General features: G+C 58.9%; 18 protein-coding genes. 9 read left to right on the top strand and 9 right to left on the bottom strand.

Annotated elements, in window-relative coordinates; translation table 11 throughout:
• Positions 1 to 72: 72 nt before the first annotated feature.
• The 5 genes from Q1A63_RS01830 to Q1A63_RS01810 are packed head-to-tail and all read left to right on the top strand — an operon-like array spanning position 73 to position 5532.
• A complete protein-coding gene (locus tag Q1A63_RS01830) occupies positions 73 to 2370 on the top strand; it encodes a bifunctional salicylyl-CoA 5-hydroxylase/oxidoreductase (protein WP_298969570.1) in 2298 nt (765 codons plus the stop codon).
• Positions 2367 to 3119 (top strand): SDR family NAD(P)-dependent oxidoreductase, encoded by a 753-nt coding sequence (locus Q1A63_RS01825; RefSeq protein ID WP_298968754.1) that lies wholly within the window; start codon positions 2367 to 2369, stop codon positions 3117 to 3119. Before Q1A63_RS01830 ends, Q1A63_RS01825 begins: the two co-directional genes overlap by 4 nt.
• The gene (locus Q1A63_RS01820) at positions 3116 to 3583 is read left to right on the top strand and encodes a MarR family transcriptional regulator (RefSeq protein ID WP_366524250.1); all 468 of its coding nucleotides are present in this window, start codon (positions 3116 to 3118) and stop codon (positions 3581 to 3583) included. Before Q1A63_RS01825 ends, Q1A63_RS01820 begins: the two co-directional genes overlap by 4 nt.
• Complete coding sequence (locus Q1A63_RS01815; protein ID WP_298968752.1) at positions 3583 to 4374, top strand: enoyl-CoA hydratase family protein; 792 nt, start codon at positions 3583 to 3585, stop codon at positions 4372 to 4374. The genes Q1A63_RS01820 and Q1A63_RS01815 overlap by 1 nt, the downstream gene beginning before the upstream one ends.
• Before the next feature lie 3 nt (positions 4375 to 4377).
• Positions 4378 to 5532 (top strand): acyl-CoA dehydrogenase family protein, encoded by a 1155-nt coding sequence (locus Q1A63_RS01810; protein ID WP_298968750.1) that lies wholly within the window; start codon positions 4378 to 4380, stop codon positions 5530 to 5532.
• On the opposite strand, the gene Q1A63_RS01805 is transcribed toward Q1A63_RS01810, so the two are convergent.
• Positions 5529 to 6356: a helix-turn-helix domain-containing protein gene (locus Q1A63_RS01805; protein WP_298968748.1), complete on the bottom strand. Its 828-nt coding sequence runs from the start codon at positions 6354 to 6356 to the stop codon at positions 5529 to 5531. The two genes, Q1A63_RS01810 and Q1A63_RS01805, sit on opposite strands and share 4 nt — an antisense overlap.
• 163 nt (positions 6357 to 6519) lie before the next feature.
• Here Q1A63_RS01805 and Q1A63_RS01800 point away from each other — a divergent pair, with 163 nt between their 5' ends.
• The 4 genes from Q1A63_RS01800 (at position 6520) to Q1A63_RS01785 (ending at position 11732) form a co-directional block, all read left to right on the top strand.
• The gene (locus Q1A63_RS01800) at positions 6520 to 7485 is read left to right on the top strand and encodes a fatty acid desaturase (RefSeq protein ID WP_298968746.1); all 966 of its coding nucleotides are present in this window, start codon (positions 6520 to 6522) and stop codon (positions 7483 to 7485) included.
• A 74-nt stretch (positions 7486 to 7559) separates the two neighbouring features.
• A complete protein-coding gene (locus tag Q1A63_RS01795; RefSeq protein ID WP_298968745.1) occupies positions 7560 to 8363 on the top strand; it encodes an enoyl-CoA hydratase in 804 nt (267 codons plus the stop codon).
• A 325-nt stretch (positions 8364 to 8688) separates the two neighbouring features.
• Positions 8689 to 10422, top strand: a complete 1734-nt coding sequence (locus tag Q1A63_RS01790) for a type I secretion system permease/ATPase (protein ID WP_298968744.1) — start codon at positions 8689 to 8691, stop codon at positions 10420 to 10422.
• Positions 10423 to 10469: 47 nt separating this feature from the next.
• Entirely contained in the window at positions 10470 to 11732 is a 1263-nt protein-coding gene (locus Q1A63_RS01785; protein WP_299501847.1) for an HlyD family type I secretion periplasmic adaptor subunit, read from the top strand.
• Between the two features lie 43 nt (positions 11733 to 11775).
• Here the strand turns inward: Q1A63_RS01785 and gyrB are convergent, their stop codons facing one another.
• From gyrB to Q1A63_RS01745, 8 genes are all read right to left on the bottom strand, one after another.
• Entirely contained in the window at positions 11776 to 14190 is a 2415-nt protein-coding gene (gene gyrB, locus Q1A63_RS01780; RefSeq protein ID WP_299630463.1) for a DNA topoisomerase (ATP-hydrolyzing) subunit B, read from the bottom strand.
• Between the two features lie 78 nt (positions 14191 to 14268).
• On the bottom strand, positions 14269 to 14889 hold the full coding sequence (locus Q1A63_RS01775) for a LysE family translocator (protein WP_299630461.1): 621 nt from the start codon (positions 14887 to 14889) through the stop codon (positions 14269 to 14271).
• Entirely contained in the window at positions 14886 to 15989 is a 1104-nt protein-coding gene (gene recF / locus Q1A63_RS01770) for a DNA replication/repair protein RecF (protein WP_299630459.1), read from the bottom strand. Before recF ends, Q1A63_RS01775 begins: the two co-directional genes overlap by 4 nt.
• Positions 15990 to 16039: 50 nt before the next feature.
• Complete coding sequence (gene dnaN, locus Q1A63_RS01765) at positions 16040 to 17158, bottom strand: DNA polymerase III subunit beta (protein ID WP_299630457.1); 1119 nt, start codon at positions 17156 to 17158, stop codon at positions 16040 to 16042.
• A gap of 144 nt (positions 17159 to 17302) precedes the next feature.
• On the bottom strand, positions 17303 to 18673 hold the full coding sequence (dnaA, locus tag Q1A63_RS01760; protein WP_298968736.1) for a chromosomal replication initiator protein DnaA: 1371 nt from the start codon (positions 18671 to 18673) through the stop codon (positions 17303 to 17305).
• A 521-nt stretch (positions 18674 to 19194) separates the two neighbouring features.
• On the bottom strand, positions 19195 to 19458 hold the full coding sequence (gene rpsT / locus Q1A63_RS01755) for a 30S ribosomal protein S20 (RefSeq protein ID WP_298968735.1): 264 nt from the start codon (positions 19456 to 19458) through the stop codon (positions 19195 to 19197).
• A 184-nt stretch (positions 19459 to 19642) separates the two neighbouring features.
• Entirely contained in the window at positions 19643 to 20740 is a 1098-nt protein-coding gene (locus Q1A63_RS01750) for a PAS domain-containing sensor histidine kinase (RefSeq protein WP_298968733.1), read from the bottom strand.
• A gap of 134 nt (positions 20741 to 20874) precedes the next feature.
• A complete protein-coding gene (locus Q1A63_RS01745; RefSeq protein WP_298968731.1) occupies positions 20875 to 21651 on the bottom strand; it encodes an enoyl-CoA hydratase in 777 nt (258 codons plus the stop codon).
• Between the last annotated feature and the right edge of the window lie 54 nt (positions 21652 to 21705).

Raw genomic sequence — 21705 nt, 5'->3', positions numbered from 1 at the left:
AAAATTTCATACTTGAAACAAATCAAGGTTCCGCTACGCTCACCGTAGATGAATCATTCACGGGTGTCGGCCATGAAAATTGCATGTCTGGGCGGTGGGCCCGCGGGGCTTTACTTCGCAATTTCGATGAAGCTGCGCGATCCGGGGCATGAGGTCGTGGTTTTCGAACGGAACAAGGCGGATGACACCTTTGGCTGGGGGGTTGTGCTGTCGGATGAAACCCTTGCCAACCTTGCGGACAACGACCTTGAAAGCGCGGAAATGATCCGCGCGCATTTTGCCTATTGGGACGATATTTCGGTCATCCATGCCGGGCATCAGACGGTATCCTCCGGTCACGGCTTTTGCGGCATCGGGCGTCAGAAACTGTTGCTGCTGTTGCAGGAGCGTGCCCGCGCCCTAGGCGTTGATCTGCGGTTTGAGGCTGAGGTCAAAGGCGCGGCTGATCTCGCCCGTGACTATGATCTGGTTGTGGCGTCTGACGGTCTGAATTCCCGGACACGGATGGAATTTGCAGAGCACTTCAAACCGGATGTGGACATCCGCAAATGCCCCTTCACCTGGCTCGGGACACATCAGAAATTCGACGACGCTTTTACCTTCATTTTCGAGAAAACGGAGCATGGCTGGGTCTGGGCGCATGCTTATCAATTCGACCCTGACACGGCGACTTTCATCGTTGAATGCGCGCAGGAGACCTATGATCGCTGGGGTTTCGACAAGATGTCGAAAGAGCAAAGCATCGCCACCTGCGAAAAGATATTCGAAAAATATCTGGGCGGTCATGCCTTGATGTCGAATGCCAATCATGTGCGCGGGTCGGCGTGGATCAAGTTCCCCCGTGTCTTGTGTGAAAAATGGCATCACCGAAATGTGGTGCTGATGGGCGATGCGGCAGCCACAGCACATTTTTCCATCGGGTCCGGGACAAAGCTCGCGTTGGAATCCGCGATCGCTCTGGCCGACTACGTGACAAATGAAACCGATATGGCAGCGGCCTTCCAGAAATACGAAGATGAGCGCCGGGTAGAGGTGTTGAAGCTTCAGTCTGCCGCACGCAATTCACTGGAATGGTTCGAAGAGGTCGAGCGCTACCTTGATCTGGATCCGGTACAGTTCAACTATTCGCTGCTGACGCGATCCCAAAGGATAAGTCACGAAAATCTGCGCGAACGCGATGCGGACTGGCTGGGTGCCGCGGAAAAGTGGTTCCAGACCCAGGCCGGGGTCAGCAGTAATGCCGACGCGCGGCATCCCATGTTTGCACCCTTCAAACTGCGGGGCATGTCGCTCAAAAACCGGGTCGTTGTCTCGCCAATGGCCCAATACAAAGCGGTGGACGGGCTGCCGACCGACTGGCATCTGATCCACTACGGAGAGCGTGCGAAGGGTGGTGCGGGTCTTGTGTATACGGAAATGACCTGTGTCAGTGACACCGGGCGCATCACGCCGGGATGCCCGGGGCTCTATTCCGACGCCCAGGAAACCGCGTGGAAACGCATTGTGGATTTTGTGCACGCAGAGACCGACGCAAAGATCTGCCTACAGTTGGGACATTCCGGCGCCAAAGGGTCCACCCAGCTGGGATGGGAGGAGATGGACGCACCATTGGCTGATGATAATTGGCCCCTGATTGCCGCCTCGGACGTGCCCTGGTCGGATCGAAATGCCACGCCCCGCCCGATGACCCGCGCCGATATGGACGCGGTCAAAGCGCAGTTTGTCGAGGCAACGGAGCGGGCCGCCCGCGCCGGGTTCGACATGATCGAACTGCACGCAGCCCACGGCTATCTGATTTCCAGCTTCATCACGCCGCTGCAGAACACGCGCGATGACGACTACGGCGGCACGCTGGAAAACCGCTTGCGCTACCCGCTGGAAGTCTTTGATGCAATGCGGGCCGTCTGGCCGGACGCCCGCCCAATGTCGGTGCGCATATCTGCCCACGACTGGGTTGGGGATCAGGGCGTGACGCCCGAAGACGCCGTGGCGATTGCTGCGGCTTTCAAGGATCATGGCGTGGACATCTGTGACGTATCGGCGGGGCAGACGTCGGTCGCCGCGCAACCGGTCTACGGGCGCATGTTCCAGACGCCGTTTTCCGACCGTATCCGCAACGAGGCCGGGATGGTCACGATGGCGGTGGGCAATATATTCGAGCCGGATCATGTCAATTCCATCCTGATGGCGGGCCGTGCGGATCTTGTCTGTCTGGCGCGCCCGCACCTGGCCGACCCTTATTGGCTGCTTCGGGCCGCAACGACGCTGGGGGATCGCGCGGAAAAATGGCCCGATCCCTATATTCCCGGGCGCGATCAGGCATGGCGGCTTGCGGATAAGGACGCGATGACATCCGAGGTCAAGGTATGAGCGACCTGTCCGGAAAACGCGCGTTGGTCACGGGGGGCGGCACCGGTGTGGGCGCGGCGATTGCCGCAAGGCTGGCCTCGGAGGGGGCGCAGATCTGGATCACGGGCAGACGTGCGGACCCCTTGCACGCCCTGGCATCGCAGCACGACACCATGCAGATGATCGTGGGCGATGTGACAGATGCGAGCGACTGCGCGGCGATGATCGCGGCGGCAGAGGGGCCGGACATCGTTGTTGCCAATGCGGGCACATCCCTGTCCAAACCCTTCTCTAAGATGACCGTCGACGATGTGCAGGACATGCTGTCGGTCAATTTCTTTGGCGTGTTCAACATTTATTCCGCCGCCCTTGGTGCGATGAAAACCGCAAGCACCGGTCGCCTGATATCGGTCGCATCCACCGCGGGATTGAAGGGATATGCCTATGTGAGTGCCTATTCTGCGGCGAAACATGCCGTGATCGGGCTCACCCGATCCTTGGCATTGGAGCTGGCGCACACCGGGATCACGGTCAACGCGGTATGTCCGGGCTTTACCGAAACACCGATGCTGAGCGCGTCCATCGACAACATCGTGTCAAAGACCGGCCGCAGCACAGCGGAAGCGGCACAGGCGCTGACCGCGACCAACCCGCAGGGTCGGTTTGTCCAGCCGCAAGAGGTCGCGGATGCGGTCGCCTGGCTTGCCGGGCCGGGGGCCAGCGCCATCACCGGCCAGTCCATTTCAATATCCGGCGGAGAAGTCATGTGAGCGAGCCAGGAAAAATCCCGTCTGATCTGAGCAAGGACCGTCTGCGTGTCTGGCTGCGCATGCTGAAGGTCACCCGCATGATCGAGGCGGAATTGCGCGAACGGATGCGGCAAAGCTGGGACATCACGTTGCCCCGGTTTGATGTCATGGCGGCGCTCCGCCGCGCGGACGCGGGTATGAAGATGAGCGATCTGTCGGGCGTGCTACGTGTTTCCAACGGCAATGTCACCGGGATCGTGGATCGGTTGGAAGCGGACGGTCTGGCGGAACGGCGCAGTGTGGAAGGCGACAGGCGCGCCATGCGGGTCCTGCTGACTGCGCAGGGCCGTGAGATGTTCGATGAAATGGCTGCGGTGCACGAGCTTTGGGTTGATGAGCTTTTTTCACCCATCGGCGCGCAGGGCCTGAGCACGGTGCACACCCGGCTGGGTCGGATCACGGAGAAACTGGAGGCGGAAGACTGATGCCTGACCATTTTAAACTGACGCGGGACGGGACCGTTGCCACTGTCGTGCTGGACCGGCCAGACCGAAAAAACCCGCTGACCTTCGATAGCTATGCCGAATTGCGCGACTGGTTCCGCGCGCTGCAATATGATGATGAAACAACAGCGGTCGTATTTGCCTCGAACGGTGGTAATTTTTCGTCGGGCGGCGATGTTCATGACATCATCGGTCCGCTCGTCGAGATGGATATGAAAGACCTTTTGCGGTTCACCCGCATGACCGGTGATCTGGTCAAGGCGATGTTGCATTGTGGCAAACCGATCATCGCCGCCGTCGACGGCATTTGTGTCGGGGCCGGGGCCATCATCGCCATGGCGTCCGATCTGCGGCTGGGCACGGCGCAGGCGAAAACCGCATTTCTCTTTACCCGTGTGGGTCTGGCTGGATGCGATATGGGCGCCTGTGCCATGCTGCCGCGGATCATCGGGCAGGGGCGGGCGGCGGAGCTTTTGTATACGGGTCGTGCGATGAGCGCAGAGGAGGGGGCAGCGTGGGGGTTTTTCAACCGGCTCGTGCCAGCGGATGATTTGCTCGCAGAGGCGCGGAAACTGGCGCAGCGCATTTCCGAAGGACCCAATTTCGCGCATATGATGACCAAGACGATGCTCAATCAGGAATGGTCAATGACGCTTGATCAGGCGATTGAATCCGAGGCCCAGGCCCAGGCGATCTGCATGCAAACGCAGGACTTTCGGCGCGCTTATGAGGCATTTGTCGCCAAGGAAAAACCCGTGTTTGAGGGGGATTGAGCCATGCCGGATACGTCTTTTCTGTCATGGCCGTTCTTTGAGGACCACCACCGCGCGCTGGCCTCTGATTTGGAGGCGTGGTGCGAGGCCTCACTGTCCAATGTCGATCACACGGATACTGACAAGGCGTGTATTTCGCTGGTCGCGATGCTGGGGGAGGCGGGATGGCTTGAGCATTCCGCAATTGATCCCACAGCGCCCGGCAGGCTGGATGTGCGCAGTCTGTGCCTGATCCGTGAAACACTTGCCCGCCACGATGGTCTGGCCGATTTTGCCTTCGCGATGCAGGGTCTTGGAACCGGCGCCCTGTCTCTTTTCGGCAGTGATGCGCAGCGCACATGGCTCAACAAAACCCGCGCAGGCAGCGCGCTTTCTGCATTTGCCTTGTCGGAGCCAAAGTCGGGCTCGGATGTCGCAAGCATGGAGATGAGGGCCGAAAGGGATGGCAATGGTTACCGCCTGAACGGGGAGAAAACCTGGATCTCAAACGGTGGCATCGCCGATCTCTACACGGTTTTCGCCCGCACGGGCGAAGCGGCGGGGGCGAAAGGACTGTCTGCCTTTCTGGTGCCTGCGGACACGCCGGGCCTGAGCGTGGCGGAGCGGCTGGATGTGATGGCGCCGCATCCCTTGGCGCGCCTGTCTTTTGAGGATGTCCGGCTGGATGCCGACGCGATAATTGGCGCGCCCGGTGACGGCTTCAGGATCGCGATGTCGGTGCTTGATGTCTTCCGCTCCACCGTGGCGGCCGCGGCGTTGGGCTTTGCGCGGCGGGCGCTTGATGCCTCTCTCAGCAGGGTCAAGGAGCGCGAACTCTTCGGTGCCCCGCTTGCCGACCTTCAGATGGTGCAGGGGCATATCGCCGACATGGCGCTTGACGTCGATGCGGCGGCACTGCTGGTCTACCGGGCCGCCTGGGCCAAGGATATGGGAGCGGAACGGGTCAGCCGGGAAGCCGCGATGGCCAAGCTGTTCTCGACCGATCAGGCGCAGGTTGTCATTGACAAGGCAGTGCAATTGCATGGCGGCGAAGGTGTCCGCACCGGCGGTATTACCGAAAAATTATATCGTGAAATCAGATCTTTACGCATCTATGAGGGCGCTTCAGACGTGCAGAAGATCGTGATCGCACGTGCGGTCATGGCGGCGCAAAACTAACCGCGAACCTCGCCCGCCAGTTCGGTCAGCAATTCATGCACCCGGTCGGATCCGATCACAGCCTGTCGTACCAATCGGTCAAATTGCTTGGCAAAACCTTTCACCTGATCCGGGCTGCTGACGACTAGATAGGCGTCACCGATGTAGAGGGCGACGCGTTGTTTGCCAAAAACGGTAAAGGGCGCGGAAAACGTCTTGGTCCCGTCGTAGAGGTGCAGGCGCAAGGCGGGATAGTTTTCCTTGCACACCCGCGCCATATAGGTCAGCTGCGCCCGGCACTGCTGGGCATCTGCGCCGCGCCAAAGGCCGGTGCGGGCGGATAAATCGCGCAGGGTTTGTACGGGCATGGCGATTTCCACGTCCATATCGTCCAGGGAAATGCGCCCCAGCACATTCTCCACACCGCCGCCACGCGCATCGGAAACATCCGCATCGGCGTCCGGCGCGAGGCTGACCATATCGGGCAGGGTGGAGGGCACGTAGCGCAGTTTGAACCCCGCTGCCGCACTACGCCATTGATCCAGCGGCGTGGAGCCATCGGCCTGCACAGCCTTTTCAATCTGGACGCTTTCTGCGACCTCCTGCCGCCCTTCCGGCGCGTTTTCAAGACAAAGCAGCCAATCCACCGAAACACCGCTCACCCGGGCAATGCGGCGCAGCGTTTCTGCGCGGGGGAGGCGGTCGAGCTCCGGGTTCAGAAATTGGCTTAGCGCGGAGCGATCCATGCCCACCTCTCGCAGAAAATGACCCTTGCCAGCGGGGTGAGAGCTCAGCACCTGTGCGAGACGTTCTTTGAACATGGCGGAGAGATCACGCTTATCCATGTCATGTTAATACACCAAAAGTGCATATTCACAACGAAATCGTTAAATCGTGACGAATGTAATGTATCTTTCACAAATTCACGCTCTTGCGGCAGCGTCGTGGTTTGTCAAACTTCTCCTCGGACATTGATAAACAGCAAACCCATTGACAGGACGGGATAAATTGGCGACCCCTGCAGCACCTGGCCTCCGGCAGATTGAATGGCCCACGGTTTTCATCGCAGTACTTTGCTACACCGGCTTTGCACTTTCCACGACAACATATGATGTGATCGGCCCCTGGGGCAGCGGTATCCTTCTGGCGCTCTCGCTGACCCTCTACTCCTCGCTCAACCACGAGGTTCTGCACGGTCATCCTTTCCAAAACACGACCTTGAATACGGCATTGGTGTTCCCGGCGCTTGGCCTTGCCATTCCCTACCTGAGGTTTCGCGACACCCATCTTGCCCATCATCATGACCCGGCTCTGACCGACCCTTATGACGATCCGGAGAGCAATTTTATTGATCCCGCGGTTTGGGCCCGGTGGAACCTGCCCCGGCGCGCGCTCTACAAATGGAATAACACTCTGCTCGGGCGCGTGATTGTCGGCCCGGCAATTTCGACGGCGCTTTTCTATAAGCAGGACGTCATGGCGATTCTGGAGGGAAACCGCTCTATTAGAGAAGCATATATCTTTCATGCCGGTGGCCTCGCCTGTGTTGGCATCTGGTGGATTCTGGCCGCAGATATGCCGGTTTGGCTTTACCTGCTCTGTGCCTATGTCAGCCTGTCCGTCCTGAAAATCCGCACCTTTCTGGAGCATCGCGCCCACGAAAAAGCGCGCTGCAGGAGCGTGATTATTGAGGATCGCGGGCTGCTGTCCTTTCTGTTTCTGAAAAACAACCTGCACGCGGTGCACCATGCCTTTCCACGGATGCCCTGGTATCAATTGCAGCCCTATTACGCCGCACGCCGCGCTGCATTTCTCGAACGAAACGGTGGATATGCCTATCGGTCCTATAGGCAGATTGCCTATCTGTTCCTGCTGAAAGCAAAAGACCCCGTGCCCCACAGCCTGTGGGACGGATCTGGCGCGCGCACGATTGATCAGGAAACACCAAAGCAGGGTACCGTCCCCGGGCAATAGCAATTTCGCTTGCAGGCCCGACCCGTTTCCAGCTTTGATGCGATCAACGCGAGATCAAACCCGGGGGGTCCAAAGTGGAAACTGTTGATGCGCCTGTCGTGCTGGACCGTTCAGACGGTATTGCCACGGTCACCCTGAACCGGCCCAAATCGCTGAACGCGCTGTCAGAAGAGATGCTGTCCGCCTTGCAGGCGGCTTTGGATCAAATCGCGCATGATCAATCTGTCAAAGTGGTCATTCTGCGCGGGGCAGGGGCGCATTTCTGCGCGGGCCACAATCTGAAAGAAATGACGGCACGACGACAAGATGCCGATGGCGGTAAATCCTACTTCAATGCGCTTTTTGCCACGTGCTCGAAAATGATGATGTCCATCGTCCATCTGCCGCAGCCGGTGATCGCGGAAGTGAAGGGCATAGCGACGGCGGCCGGCTGCCAGCTGGTTGCGACCTGCGATCTGGCTGTGGCGTCGGACACGGCGACCTTTGCGACGTCCGGCGTGAACATCGGCTTGTTCTGCTCGACGCCCATGGTTGCGCTGTCTCGCAATGTCGCGCGGAAACAGGCGATGGAAATGCTGCTGTTGGGGGAGTTTCAGCCTGCAGCGCGGGCCGCTGAAATCGGGTTGATCAATCACGTGGTGCCGCAGGAAGAATTGGCCGCTGCGACGCGCGCAATGGCTGACAAGATCGTTTCCAAAGCGCCCATTGCGATCAAGATCGGTAAAGAGGCCTTCTACAATCAGGCCGATATGGATCTTGCGTCAGCCTATGCCTATACGGGCGCCACCATGGCGGACAACATGATGGCCCGCGATACCGAGCGCGGCATAGATGCTTTCATTGCCAAAAAGCCGATGCCCGAATGGGCTGATGATTAACCCCTGAGGTTTCAGAGCATATCGGCTTTGAACATTGCGGGGCGGTGGGCTTTCGAGTTTCGGCAAGCGCCTTTTGTATGGCATTCAATTTCGGATGCAGCGGCCATATTGTGCCGACAACAGGTGTAAACGTCCTCTCAGGCCCGCCTCACGAAAATTGAAAGATTGCCAACGGCGCGATAAATCGACAATACGCACCAGAGGTTGTAGAAAACGCTTTTCCTGCAGCATGAACGGATTGAATGACAACATACAGATCGCCGATATCGCGTTTGACCTTTTGCAGTGTCAGTCTCGGTGAGCATGAGCCGTTGGGTTTGGATGAATGAAAAATAACAGTATTGCAGGCTTTGCCGAGCTTCGACGCGCCCGCAGTTCGGGCATCTGGCTTTTGTGGGCGGTGTTCATCTTCAGTGTCTTTGTGAATCTTCTGATGCTGACCGGCCCCTTGTTCATGCTGCAGGTCTATGATCGCGTGCTTGGATCACGCTCCGAAGAAACGCTGGTGGCGCTGTTTTTGCTCGTTGGTGCGCTCTATGGGCTGATGATGTTTCTGGATTATGCGCGCGGGCGCGTTCTGGCCCGTTTCGGGGCACGGTTTCAGTCACAGTTGGACGATCGCGTCTTTGACGCGGTGCTCAGACGCGCACTCTCACCCAAGGAAAGAGCGGCACCGGCAAGCGGTCTGCGCGATCTGGAATCGGTACGGACCCTTTTTGCATCGCCGGTGATGATGGCCTTGTTCGATATCCCATGGACCCCGCTTTTCATCGGGGCCATCTTTATTTTCCATCCGTGGCTTGGCTGGTTGGCGGTATTTGGCAGCGCGGTTCTCATCGTGATCACGCTGCTCAACAACTGGCTCACCAATTCCAAGACACTGGAAGCTCAAAGCAAGTCCCAACGTGCGCATGGTCTCGCAGAACAGGCGCGACGGTCAGCAGAAGTGGTGCGGGCACAAGGGATGAGTGCCGCCGTTGCCGCACGTTGGCACGACATGCGGGACACCGCGCTTGAATCCTCGATAAAATCCAGCGACTGGACCGGTGTGTTCACCTCGATGGGCAAGTCCTTCCGGCTCTTTCTGCAGTCGGCGATGCTGGCGTTGGGTGCCTATCTGGTGCTTCAGGCCGAGGTGACTGCAGGCGCCATGATTGCAAGCTCGATCCTGCTGGGCCGTGCGCTGGCACCAGTTCAACAAGCCTTGGGGCAGTGGGGCATGGTTCAGCGGACACGCGCGGCCTGGACGTCGCTGGGCGAGTTGCTCAAGCAAACCCCGGTGGAGCCAGAAACCCATGCCTTGCCGGTGCCACACGCTAATGTGTCTTTTGCGGGTGTTTCGGTTGTGGCCCCCGGTGCGAAATTCCCGACCCTCAGCGGCGTGTCCTTCTACATTGGGGAGGGCGAGGCACTGGGTGTGATCGGCAAAAGCGGCTCGGGCAAGACGACGCTGGCCAAGACGCTATTGGGGCTCACGCAGGTGGCCGCCGGAGAGGTGCGCTTTGGCGGTGCCACGCTGGAGCAATATGACCCGGATGTCCTGGGCACGCATATCGGATACTTGCCGCAGAATGTTGTGCTCTTTTCCGGGACGATTGCGGAGAACATCGCGCGCATGTCCGTCGCACCGGACGAGGCAAAGGTGGTCGAGGCCGCCAAACGTGCCAATGCGCATGAGATGATCCTGTCGCTGCCCGATGGGTACAAGACCGTTGTGCAGGGCGACGACAGCCAGCTGTCCGGGGGTCAGCGCCAGCGTATCGCCCTGGCACGCGCATTTTACGGCGATCCCGTCTTGCTGCTGCTGGACGAACCCAACTCCGCGCTCGACAATGATGGCTCCGTGGCGCTGAACCTCGCGGTGCGCGAGTTCAAGGCGACCAACCGCGCGGTGATCATCATGACGCACCGACCCTCGGCCATTTCGGAGTGTGACCGGCTTCTGGTCATCGATGGCGGGCGGATCAAGGCGGATGGACCGCGCGACGAGGTGCTGAAATCCTTGGTGAGCAATGTGAAAGACATTCAAAGTTCTTTGGCGAAGGGGAAGAGATCGTGAGCGATGCGCCAGGTGAAATCCGCCAATGGAAGGCAACCGGTCCGCTGATGATTGGCGCTTTGGCGCTGGTGGTTCTTGTCGGTGTTTTGGGGGTCTGGAGCGTGCAGGCACGGATCTCCGGCGCGGTCATCGCGCCCGGGATGATCCAGGTGGAATCAAACCGTCAGGTTTTGCAGCATCCGCAAGGCGGTGTTGTGGGGGCCCTCTTGGTGAAAGATGGCGATCAGGTAGCAGCCGGCGATGTGGTCTTGCGCTTTGACGACACGCAACTGCGCTCTGAACTGGCCATCATCGAAGGGCAGCTTTTTGAAGTCCTTGCCCGCAAGGCGCGGTTACAGGCCGAACGTGACGGGTTGAGCGCGCTGCCGATCTCCGAAGAGTTGCAGGAAATGGCCGCGCAGGACCCCTCCGTGCAGTCGCTTGTGGATGGTCAGGCGCGGTTGTTTGCGGCGCGGGCTGCGTCATTAAAGCAAAGCGCTGGACAGATCTCCGAACAGATCGCACAGGCCGAAAACCAGATCGAAGGGGCCACGGCCCAGCTTTCGGCTTTTGAAACACAAAGGGAATTGATCGAAACCGAGCTGACCGACAGTCAGACGCTTTTTGAAAAAGGTCTGTCACCCGCCGCGCGCGTTTCCGCCCTGCAACGGGAACAGGCGCGTCTTTTGGGCGAGATTGGCAGCGTGACCGCGAGTGTGGCGCAGCTGCGCGGGCAGATCGCGGCGCTGAACATCGAACGCATCGCCTTGACCACCCGGCTGCGCGAAGAGGCGATCACCACCCTGCGCGATCTGCAATTCCAGGAGGTTGAGCTGGTACAGCGACGCCTCAGCACGCGGGATACGCTGTCCCGCATGGATCTACGCGCGCCGGTCAGCGGTGTGATCTACGGCAGCCGCGTTTTTGCCCTGCAGGCGGTGGTCTCTCCGGCGGAACCGATCATGTATATCATCCCGCAAGACCAGCCGATGGTGGTTTCGGCCCGGATTGATCCGATCCACGTCGATCAGGTGCACCTTGGGCAGACCGCGACCCTGCGCTTCGCTGCTTTCGATCAGCGGATGACGCCGGAGCTTTATGGCCAGGTCACAAAGCTTTCGGCAGACGTGTTTACGGATGAGACGACGGGAGTATCCTATTATCAGGTGGAACTCATACCCGACGACACGGAAATGGAAAAACTGGGCGGGCAGGTGCTGCTGCCCGGCATGCCGGTCGAGGCCTTTATCAGGACGGCGGAACGGTCACCGTTGAACTATCTGGCGAAACCGCTCACGGACTACTTCACCCGCGCCTTCCGGGACAGCTAGGGCGCGTTACAGCTGTTAGACCGGGGACCCGTCGGCTTGCGGATCAGAAGTCGAGATTTTCCACGCTCAATGCGTTTTTCTGAATGAACTCGCGCCGCGGCTCCACCACATCGCCCATGAGCTTGGTGAAGAGATCATCCGCCTCTGCCATATCGTCCACCTTCACCTGCAACAGCGTGCGTGCGTCCGGGTCCAGCGTGGTTTCCCACAGCTGATCGGGGTTCATTTCGCCAAGGCCCTTGTAGCGTTGCAGTGACAGACCTTTTTCACCCTCTTGTAGGATCGCGTCCAGCAGGTCCATCGGCCCCAGGATCGACTGCATCCGGTCCTTGCGCACCAGTGTTGCGGGCAGGTTGTAGACCTCCTGCAGGCTCTGGGTAAAGCTGCCGGTGCGCTTGGCCTCGCCACCACGCAAGATGCGACCATCCAGCGTGCGGACCTCCTCGACACCACGCAAAATACGCGCCAGCCGGATGCCATGATCCTGCGTGATCCGCCCTTGCCAGCCGCGCTCATATTCCGCTGCGATCAGGTTCAGACGTGCGGCCACCTTATCCGCCGTGCCCTGCAAATCGGCATCCACGACGCCGGGTGCAAAAGCCCCTGCGATCGCGGCCTGTTCCAGAATATGGCGCGGATAATGGGTGGGGAAGGCCTCCAGCACCCGGCGCATTTGCCGCGCCAGATCGACCACGCGGGACAGGTCCGCGCCGGTGATTTCCTCGCCGTTGCCCTGTTTCAGCATCGCACCCTCGATGCCCTGCTGGATCAGGTAGTCTTCCATCGCGGCCTGATCTTTCAGGTAGACCTCGGATTTTCCGCGCGACACTTTGTAGAGCGGCGGTTGCGCAATATAGAGATGCCCGTTCTCGATCAGCTCCGGCATCTGCCGGTAGAAGAACGTTAGCAGCAGCGTCCGGATGTGCGCGCCATCCACATCCGCATCCGTCATGATTACGATCTTGTGGTAGCGCAGCTTTTCAATGTTGAACTCATCGCGGCCAATGCCGGTGCCCAAGGCCATGACAAGGTTGCCGATCTCCTGGCTTCCCAGCATCCGGTCAAACCGGGCGCGCTCCACGTTCAGGATTTTACCCTTGAGCGGCAGGATCGCCTGCGTCTGCCGGTCACGTCCGGTCTGCGCGGAGCCCCCGGCGCTGTCGCCCTCCACCAGGAAAACTTCCGTCTTGGACGGGTCCTTTTCGGAGCAATCCTTGAGCTTGCCGGCCAGAAAGTTCACATCCATCGCCGTCTTGCGCCGGGTCAGGTCCCGCGCCTTGCGCGCAGCCTCGCGGGCATGGGCGGCTTCGATGATTTTGCCCACAACGATCTTGGCCTCATTGGGGTTCTCCTCGAACCATTCAGACAGTTTCTCGTTCACCAACCCTTCAACGGCGGGCCGCACTTCGGAGGACACCAGCTTGTCCTTGGTCTGGGAGGAGAATTTCGGGTCCGGCACTTTCACCGACAAAACGCAGGTCAGACCTTCGCGCGCATCGTCCCCGGTGAAACTGACCTTTTCCTTCCGCGCAATGCCGCTGGATTGCGCATAGTTGTTGATCGTGCGGGTCAGCGCGCCGCGAAAGCCCGCCATATGGGTGCCGCCGTCGCGCTGCGGGATGTTGTTGGTAAAGGGCAGCACGCTTTCATGATAGCTGTCGTTCCACCACATGGCGATTTCGACGCCGATGTCATCGCGTTCGCCGGTGATGAAAATCGGCTCCGGCATGACAGAGGCCTTGTGGCGGTCGAGGTATTTGACGAATTCTTTCACGCCCCCTTCGTAAAACAACTCGGAGCGCAGCGCCTCCGCCGGACGTTCATCCACCAGAATGATCCGCACGCCGGAATTCAGGAACGCCAATTCACGCAACCGCTTTTCCAGCGTGTCGAAGGAGTATTCGAGGTTCGAAAACGTCTCGGTCGAGGCCATGAAGCGCACTTCGGTCCCGGTCTTTTCTGTCGGGCCGACGACCTCCAGATGTTTGGTCGTGAACCCGCCCTCAAACCGTGCGACGTGCTCCTTGCCTTCGCGCCAGATGCGCAGCTCCAGCCAGTCGGAGAGCGCGTTGACCACGGAGACGCCAACGCCGTGCAAACCGCCGGAGACCTTGTAGGAGTTGCTGTCAAACTTCCCGCCCGCATGTAGCTGCGTCATGATCACTTCGGCCGCAGAAACGCCCTCTTCCTCGTGAATGCCCACCGGAATGCCGCGGCCATTGTCGCTCACCGAAACCGAGGAATCCTCGTGGATTGTGACCGTCACCGCGTCCGCATGCCCGGCCAAAGCCTCGTCAATGCCGTTGTCGACAACCTCATACACCATATGGTGCAGACCCGACCCGTCATCGGTGTCCCCGATATACATCCCGGGACGTTTTCTGACAGCCTCTAAGCCTTTGAGAACTTTGATAGAATCGGCGCCATATTCTTCTGGCGTCTGCTCGTTGTCGGACATGCCGCTAAACCTTCGTATTTTTGCTATTTTATACGGTTTTTAGGCCGGGATGTCACGCAATTGGCACAATATTTTGTGTCAGATGAGGGGGATAAGCATACCGACCAGAATGAGCAAAAGGCCCGATGTGATATTGATGCGGGTCAGTGTCCGGGGCGCCGTGACAATTGAGCGGACCTGTCCGACAAAAGCGGCCAGCATCAAGTTGCCAATCATCGGGATCGCGACAGAAACCGCGAGGATGGCCGCGATGTCCCAAACCGAGACGCTGCGCAGATCAAAGAAGCCGGGCAGTACGCCCATGTAGAACAAGACCGCCTTTGGATTGCCTAGAATGGCCACCAGCCCCGCCATGAACCCGGGCCAGAGGCCGGGACGCGTCAGCCTGCTGTCGGTGCTGATTTTCTGCCGCGCGTGTTTGATCAACAGCACGCCCATACCAATGAAAACGCCACAGGCCACCCAGCGCAGCACCGCCATGAACACATCGAACATCGACAGGATCCACGAGATCCCAAGGATCGCCACCAGCGGCCAGACGATATCACCAACCGCGACACCCAGGGCAAGTGGCCAGGCCGCCTGAAACCCACCAGAGAGGGCGCGCGCCATGAGCGCCAGCCACACAGGTCCCGGGGTGAGAAAGAGGATCACCAGCGCGCCGGAGTAGAGCAACAGATCAGGCAAGCCGATGGTCATTGCCGGGGCTCGATCCGGGAAACGCCATCGGTTTCGGAAACCTCGATGTACTGGGCGCGGGAGCCGAGCGTCTCGAAGAGTTCCGGCCCGGTGCCAGTCATCCAGGCCTGCGCGCCCAACCCCACAATTTCATCATATAGGGCCGCGCGTCGATCAGCATCCAGATGGGCAGCGACCTCATCCAATAACAAAAGGGGCGGCGCGCCGAAATCCCGCGCCAGCGCCCGTGCATTGGCGAGGATCAAAGAGACCAAAAGCGCTTTTTGCTCCCCGGTGGAGCAATCCTTGGCCGGTACGTCCTTGGCACGGTAAACACCATATAAGTCAGCGCGATGCGGACCGATGAGGCTACGTCCTGCGGCCATGTCACGACTGCGATTATCGGCGAGGGCCGCCCGCAGATCTTCTTCCGTCTCCGGCAAATCCCCTTCGGCATGTGTCAGCGTCAGATCCGCCGCAGGAAAGGCCGTTGCCGCCCCGCGTTGGGCGTCGGCCAATTGAGCCAGGGCTGCGCGGCGATTGGTGTCGATGGCAATCCCCGCCTGCGCCATCTGGCTTTCCAGCGCCCCATACCACGCGGGATCCCGCACCATGTCTTTCAGCAGCCGGTTGCGTTCCCGCATGGCCCGTTCATAGGCAAGCGACGCTTCGGCGTGCATGGGTTCGAAACTCAGGGTGATCCGATCCAGAAACCGCCGCCGTCCCTCGGCCCCTTCGATCCAAAGCCTGTCCATCGCCGGGATCAGCCACAATACCCTTGCAATACGCCCCAACGCGGTTTGCGGATTGGCCTTGCTGTCGATTTTGACCTGCCGTGCAGCGCCTTCTTCCGACCAGATCTCAACCTCGTGCATCTGGTGCAGAGATTGCAAAACACCGGTGATTTTCCAGCCCACGGCTTCCGGGCGACGGGTCATGTCCTCCGCACTGGCGCGGCGTAATCCGCGACCGGGCGAAAACAGCGATACGGCCTCAAGCACATTTGTCTTGCCGGCACCATTGGACCCAAAAAGCGCCACAGGCCGCGCATCCAAAGCCATCCGCGCGATCTTGTGCGATCTGAAATGAGACAGGGTCAGGTGCGAAAGGAACAGCGCCATCCGTGCTCCTTCTCTTGGCAAAAAATATCCTCGCCGAAGGCCAGAATCTCTTAGACGCGCATCGGCATGACAACGTAGACCGCCGATTGATCATTGCCTTCGCGCATCAGCGTCGGATCGCCCGAGGAGTTGAACATGAAGACCGCGTTTTCACGATCTACCTGGCTGGCGATTTCCAGCAAGTATTTGGCATTAAAACCAATTTCCAGCCGCTCGTCCCCATAGGCAACGGCCAGTTCCTCCTCGGCAGCCCCTGAGTCAGGCGCATTCACCGACAATACAAGCCGGTCCTCGTCGAGCTGCAGTTTCACCGCGCGAGAGCGTTCGGAACTCACCGTGGCCACCCGGTCCACGGCCTGGGCGAAATCGCTGGCGTCGACCTCCAGCTTGCGCGTGTTGCCCTGCGGGATGACCCGTGTGTAGTCGGGGAAGGTGCCATCAATCACCTTGGACGTCAGCGTGATGTCAGGCGTCGCAAACCGGACCTTTGTTTCGGAAACCGACACCGCGATTTTCATCTCGTCATCGTCCAGCAGCTTGCGCAATTCGCCAACGGTTTTGCGCGGCACGATCACGCCAGGCATGTCCGCGGCCCCATCCGGCAGATCGGCGTCAATGCGGGCAAGACGATGGCCATCCGTGGCCACGCAACGCAGCACCTGACCGCCTTCGGTGTCAGAGACATGCATGTAGACGCCGTTCAGATAATAACGGGTCTCCTCGGTGGAGATCGCGAACTTCGACTTGTCGAAAAGCCGCCGCAGCACGGGGGCCGCCGCGGAGAAGTTGGAGGCATATTCCGACGAGGCCATCACCGGGAAGTCTTCTTTCGGCAAGGTGGCGAGCGAGAAATTCGACCGGCCCGCGTCAACAGTCAATCGGCCCGTCGCGCCATCAGCGGTCAGCGTGACAAGCGCCCCATCGGGCAGCTTGCGGACAATTTCATGCAGGGTGGTGGCAGAGACGGTGGTGGCTCCGGCACGCTCCACCTGCGCGGGTGCCTTATCCACAACCTCGATGTCGAGGTCGGTCGCGCGGAAGGTCACATCACTGCCTTCGGCTTCAATCAACACATTGGCGAGAATGGGAATTGTGTTGCGCCGTTCAACAACGGATTGAGCCTGGGACACTGCCTTGAGCAGGGCTGCGCGTTCGATGCTGATCTTCATGATGTTTTTATCCTTCCCACCAGTCGGGAAAGGCAAATTACCCGGTTCCACCGACTTCACAAGACTTTTATTGGTTTGTCTGTTGGAAAGGGCAGGGCGTCAAGACCCGCAGGCACTTTGCAGCGCTGCGGGTCAATCATGTGACTATTCTTCCAGCGCGCGGCGCAGAAGCTCCAGATCCTCGGCGATCTGGCCGTCCTGGGTTTTCAACTCTTCGATGCGTTTGACGCCGTGCATGACCGTGGTGTGGTCGCGCCCTCCAAAACGCCGTCCAATCTCTGGCAGGGAGCGGCTGGTCATTTTCTTGCAAAGATACATCGCGACCTGCCGGGGCCGCGCGTAGGAGCGCAAACGTTTGGGCCCGATCATGTCGCTAAGACGAATGTTGTAGTGATCCGACACTTTGCGCTGGATTTCCTCGACGGTGATCTTGCGCTCGGAGGCGCGCAGCACGTCCGAGAGGCAATCCTGGGTCAGCTCCATGTTGATCTCACGCCCGACCAGCGAGGCAAAGGCGAATAGCCGCGTCAGCGCGCCTTCGAGCACGCGCACATTGGTCGAAATCCGATGCGCCAGGAATTCCAGCACACCCGCCTCAACCTCCAGACCGGGATAGTTGCTGCGCTGCTGTTCCACCTTGCTTTGCAGGATGCCAAGGCGCAACTCATAGTCCGTTGGGTGCAGGTCGACAACAAGGCCACATTGCAGACGTGACTTCACGCGGTCTTCAAGGTCCTTGATCTCGCCCGGTGCACGGTCCGCAGAAATGATGATCTGCTTGTTCTGATCGACCAGCGCGTTGAAGGTGTGAAAGAACTCCTCCTGGGTGCTGTCCTTTCCAGCGATGAACTGTACATCATCGACCATCAGTACATCGACCGAGCGGAAGATTTCCTTGAAGTCCATCATCTTGCGGTCGCGCAGGGCCTGCACAAATCGATACATGAACTGTTCCGCCGACAGGTAGAGCACGTTCATTTCCGGACGCCGCACACGCAGCTCATGTGCAATGGCATGCATCAGGTGTGTCTTACCAAGGCCAACGCCGCCGTAGAGAAAGAGCGGGTTGAAGGTCACCGGACCACCTTCGGCAACACGGCGCGCGGCGGCATGGGCGAGCTCGTTGGGCTTGCCGACCACAAAGGTGTCGAAGGTGAAACGCTTGTCGAGCGGGGCTGTGACCATGGCACCGCCGGATTTTGGCGCCACGGGTTTTACGACTTTCGGCGCCTCAGCACCGGCGCCGGGGACTGCGGCACAATCCGCCTCCGCTGCAACAGGGACCGCAAACCGCAGACGGCACACACTGGGATCCTCGGATTTCAATTCATGCAGGATCAGATCCGAAAAGTTCTGGTTCACATAGTTCCCCAAAAAATTCGTTGGCACATCCAAGGTCGCAATCCCGTCATTGCTGGCCCGGAATTCGATCGGTTCGATCCAATTGGTGTAATTGTTTTGCCCTACAGTCTTGAGCAGCCGCTGCCTCAACTGCCCCCATTTTTCTTTAGTCATGTTTGACCTGTTTTCCCTTTAGCGTTTCCCAATGAACGCGGTCTCCATTTTTGGAGTCCCACGCCTGCTTCTCCGTTTGCAGATGCCTCGCATTACCGCTCCCACCCAGGATCGGAATGCCACACACCGGCATGTACAGATTTGGCAAAGCCCGACCGATGAGGCCCCACGCAAATGGAGCCAAGTATCAAATCAGACGACACCGTCCGTAGTCTTTTTTGACAGGGCGAAACGCTGTTTTGGCAACGTTTGCAGACTGAATGTGCTACAGGTTATGCAGCACCCAGTTTCCGACGTCAGTATTTTCGCTGCAGTGCGAAATGAACGTTCAGAACCTGTCCCCCCATGGCGAAATGAATCGCACTACACTGGTAGCAAGTTCGTGAGCGGCACGGCAACTGAACTTCATTCTTGACTCTGAATTTTCAAAAAAAGAATCTCTGGCAGGGCGGAAAGAGTCTCAAAAAACGCAAAAAGCGCGCCGGTTGGCGCGCTTTTGTTAACCAATTTAGCTGGTTTTGTTAACCTATTGCTTTGACCCGGGCAGACAGGCGCGAGACTTTCCGCGCTGCAGTATTCTTGTGGAATACACCTTTTGTCACGCCGCGCATCAATTCAGGTTGCGCTTCTTTCAGAGCTGCCGCAGCGGCATCTTTGTCACCGGAGGCAATCGCCTCTTCGACTTTGCGCAAATAGGTACGGATGCGCGAACGGCGCGCTTTGTTGATCTGGAAACGGGCTTCGTTCTGGCGGGCGCGTTTCTTGGACTGTGGCGAATTGGCCATGTGTGCGTCACCTTTTCTAAGGGTTCAATGTGTTTCGATCGCACGATGCCCCCCGTTCTGGTTGAGGCTCAACCAAAGGTGATTCTAGCCAAAGCGGGCTGCACGCGCATGTCTCCGCGGGTCTATAAACAAGCTGCAGGTATTTGCAAACCGCAAAATTCGCCCATAAGCGCCGGGCCCGGTTTCATCTGGCGTAGGACGGTTCCTCTTGATCCTCGGAAGACGGCTCGCTTTCGTCCATCCGGGGCAGCGTCAGGCGAAATTCCGTTTCGGCCTCATCCGAGCGCACGGTCAGCGTGCCGCCATGGCCCAGGGCGATCTGTTGCGCGATGAAGAGCCCCAGTCCCAATCCGTTTTGCGATTTCATGACCTCCGCGCGTGTGAAGGGTTCAAACAGTTTGGCCTGTGCGGCGGGCGGTATCGGTTTTCCGAAATTCGTGACCGTCAGGATTAAATCAATGCCATCATCGAAGGCGCGGACACGAATGGGCTGATATTGATCGCCGTGAAAGACGGCGTTTGACACCAGATTGGACAACAGCTGACCAATCCGAGCCGCGTCACACTGGATTTGATCGTAAAAGAAAAAGTCTTCGACGATGACCACGCCCGAATTGGCAAGACGTATTTCCTGAACCACCTGTTCCAGCACCGGCTTTAATGCGACGGGTTCGGCGGCATCAATGCCAATATCGCCGCCCAGTCGGGCGCGGGCAAAATCCATGACGTCGGAGATCAACCCGGTCATACGCACCAGCGAAACCTCTGCCGTCAGCAAAAGCCTGCGGGATTTTTCCGTTTGCTCCTGTCGCAGCGCCGTCCAGATCGCGGAGCTGACGGCGGCAACAGGAGACCGCAGGTCATGGCTCAGCACCGCGATGAACTGTTCACGCAAGCGGGCTTCGTCCTCCCGGGTCTTGAGCATTGCCTCGTTGTTTTTGGCGGCGGTAATGTCCCGGGCGCTGCAAAAAAACAGACCCTCTTCGGGCACCGCGTTCCAGGAAAGCCACCGATAGCTGCCGTCCTTATGCCGGTACCTGTTTTCGAATTGCAGGATCGCCTTGCCTTTTTGGATGTCGGCAAAGGCCTGTTCGGCATCTGCCATGTCATCCGGATGGAGAAAGTCGAAAAACTGCCGGCTTTCGATGTCTTCAGGCAGGCGGCCCAATGTCTTGAACCAGGCGGGGTTGGTGTCCGTGAACACACCCGTTTCGTCCAGAATACCAAGCAGATCCGGGGTCAGCCGCCATGTCAGACTTTCCTTGTCAATCTGTCCAACCATCGGCTTCTCTCGCAACCGCAACTTAGGGTAGAGTACTTATACCTGAAGCTGAAAATAAGCAACGCAAATGTCGTGAAATCCGTGCCATCAGCGCGCAGATCCGCCACCCGATTGGTCAGTATTAGGGCAGTTGATTACCTGTCGCGGAACTGTGCCTCGCGCTTTTCCAGAAAGGCGGACATGCCTTCGGACTGGTCTTCGGTGGCAAAAAGCGAGTGGAACATGCGCCGTTCAAACAGCAGCCCTTCCCGCAGCGGCACCTCGTAGGCGCGGTTCACCGCCTCCTTGACCACCATCACAGAAATCATGGATTTCTCGGCGATCTTCTGGGCGGCACCCTGCGCCTCGTCCAGCAGCTTTTTGCACGGCACAACTCTGGACGCCAAACCGGAGCGCTCGGCTTCTTCTGCGTCCATGAAACGGCCCGTCAGGTTCATATCCATGGCCTTGGATTTGCCGACAATCCTGGTCAGGCGCTGCGTGCCGCCGATGCCCGCAACCACACCCAGATTGATTTCCGGCTGGCCGAATTTCGCGGTGTCAGAGCAGATGATGAAATCGCACATCATGGCCAATTCGCAGCCGCCCCCCAGCGCATAGCCAGAAACCGCGGCGATGATCGGCTTGCGCACCCGCATGATCTGATCGGTTTCCGGCGTGAAGAGATCGCCGGAGAATGCTTCGACAAATGTCTTGTCCTTCATCATCGCGATGTCCGCACCGGCGGCAAAGGCCTTCTCCGATCCGGTGATGATGATGCAGCGCACCTTGTCGTTCGCCTGCGCGCTGCCGAGTGCATCCGCAAGCTCGCTCATCAACTGATCATTCAGGGCGTTCAGGGCGTCGGGCCGGTTCAGCGTGATCTGCGCCACATGGTTCTCTACATCAACGATGATCGTTTCATAGGCCATTAAAGAAGCTCTCGGTTGTTGTCTGGAACTCCGAGTCTGTAACACGCAGTTTGC

This window comes from uncultured Roseobacter sp. (assembly GCF_947499265.1).
Lineage (GTDB): Bacteria > Pseudomonadota > Alphaproteobacteria > Rhodobacterales > Rhodobacteraceae > Roseobacter.
This window is presented reverse-complemented; position numbering and strand designations above follow the sequence as displayed.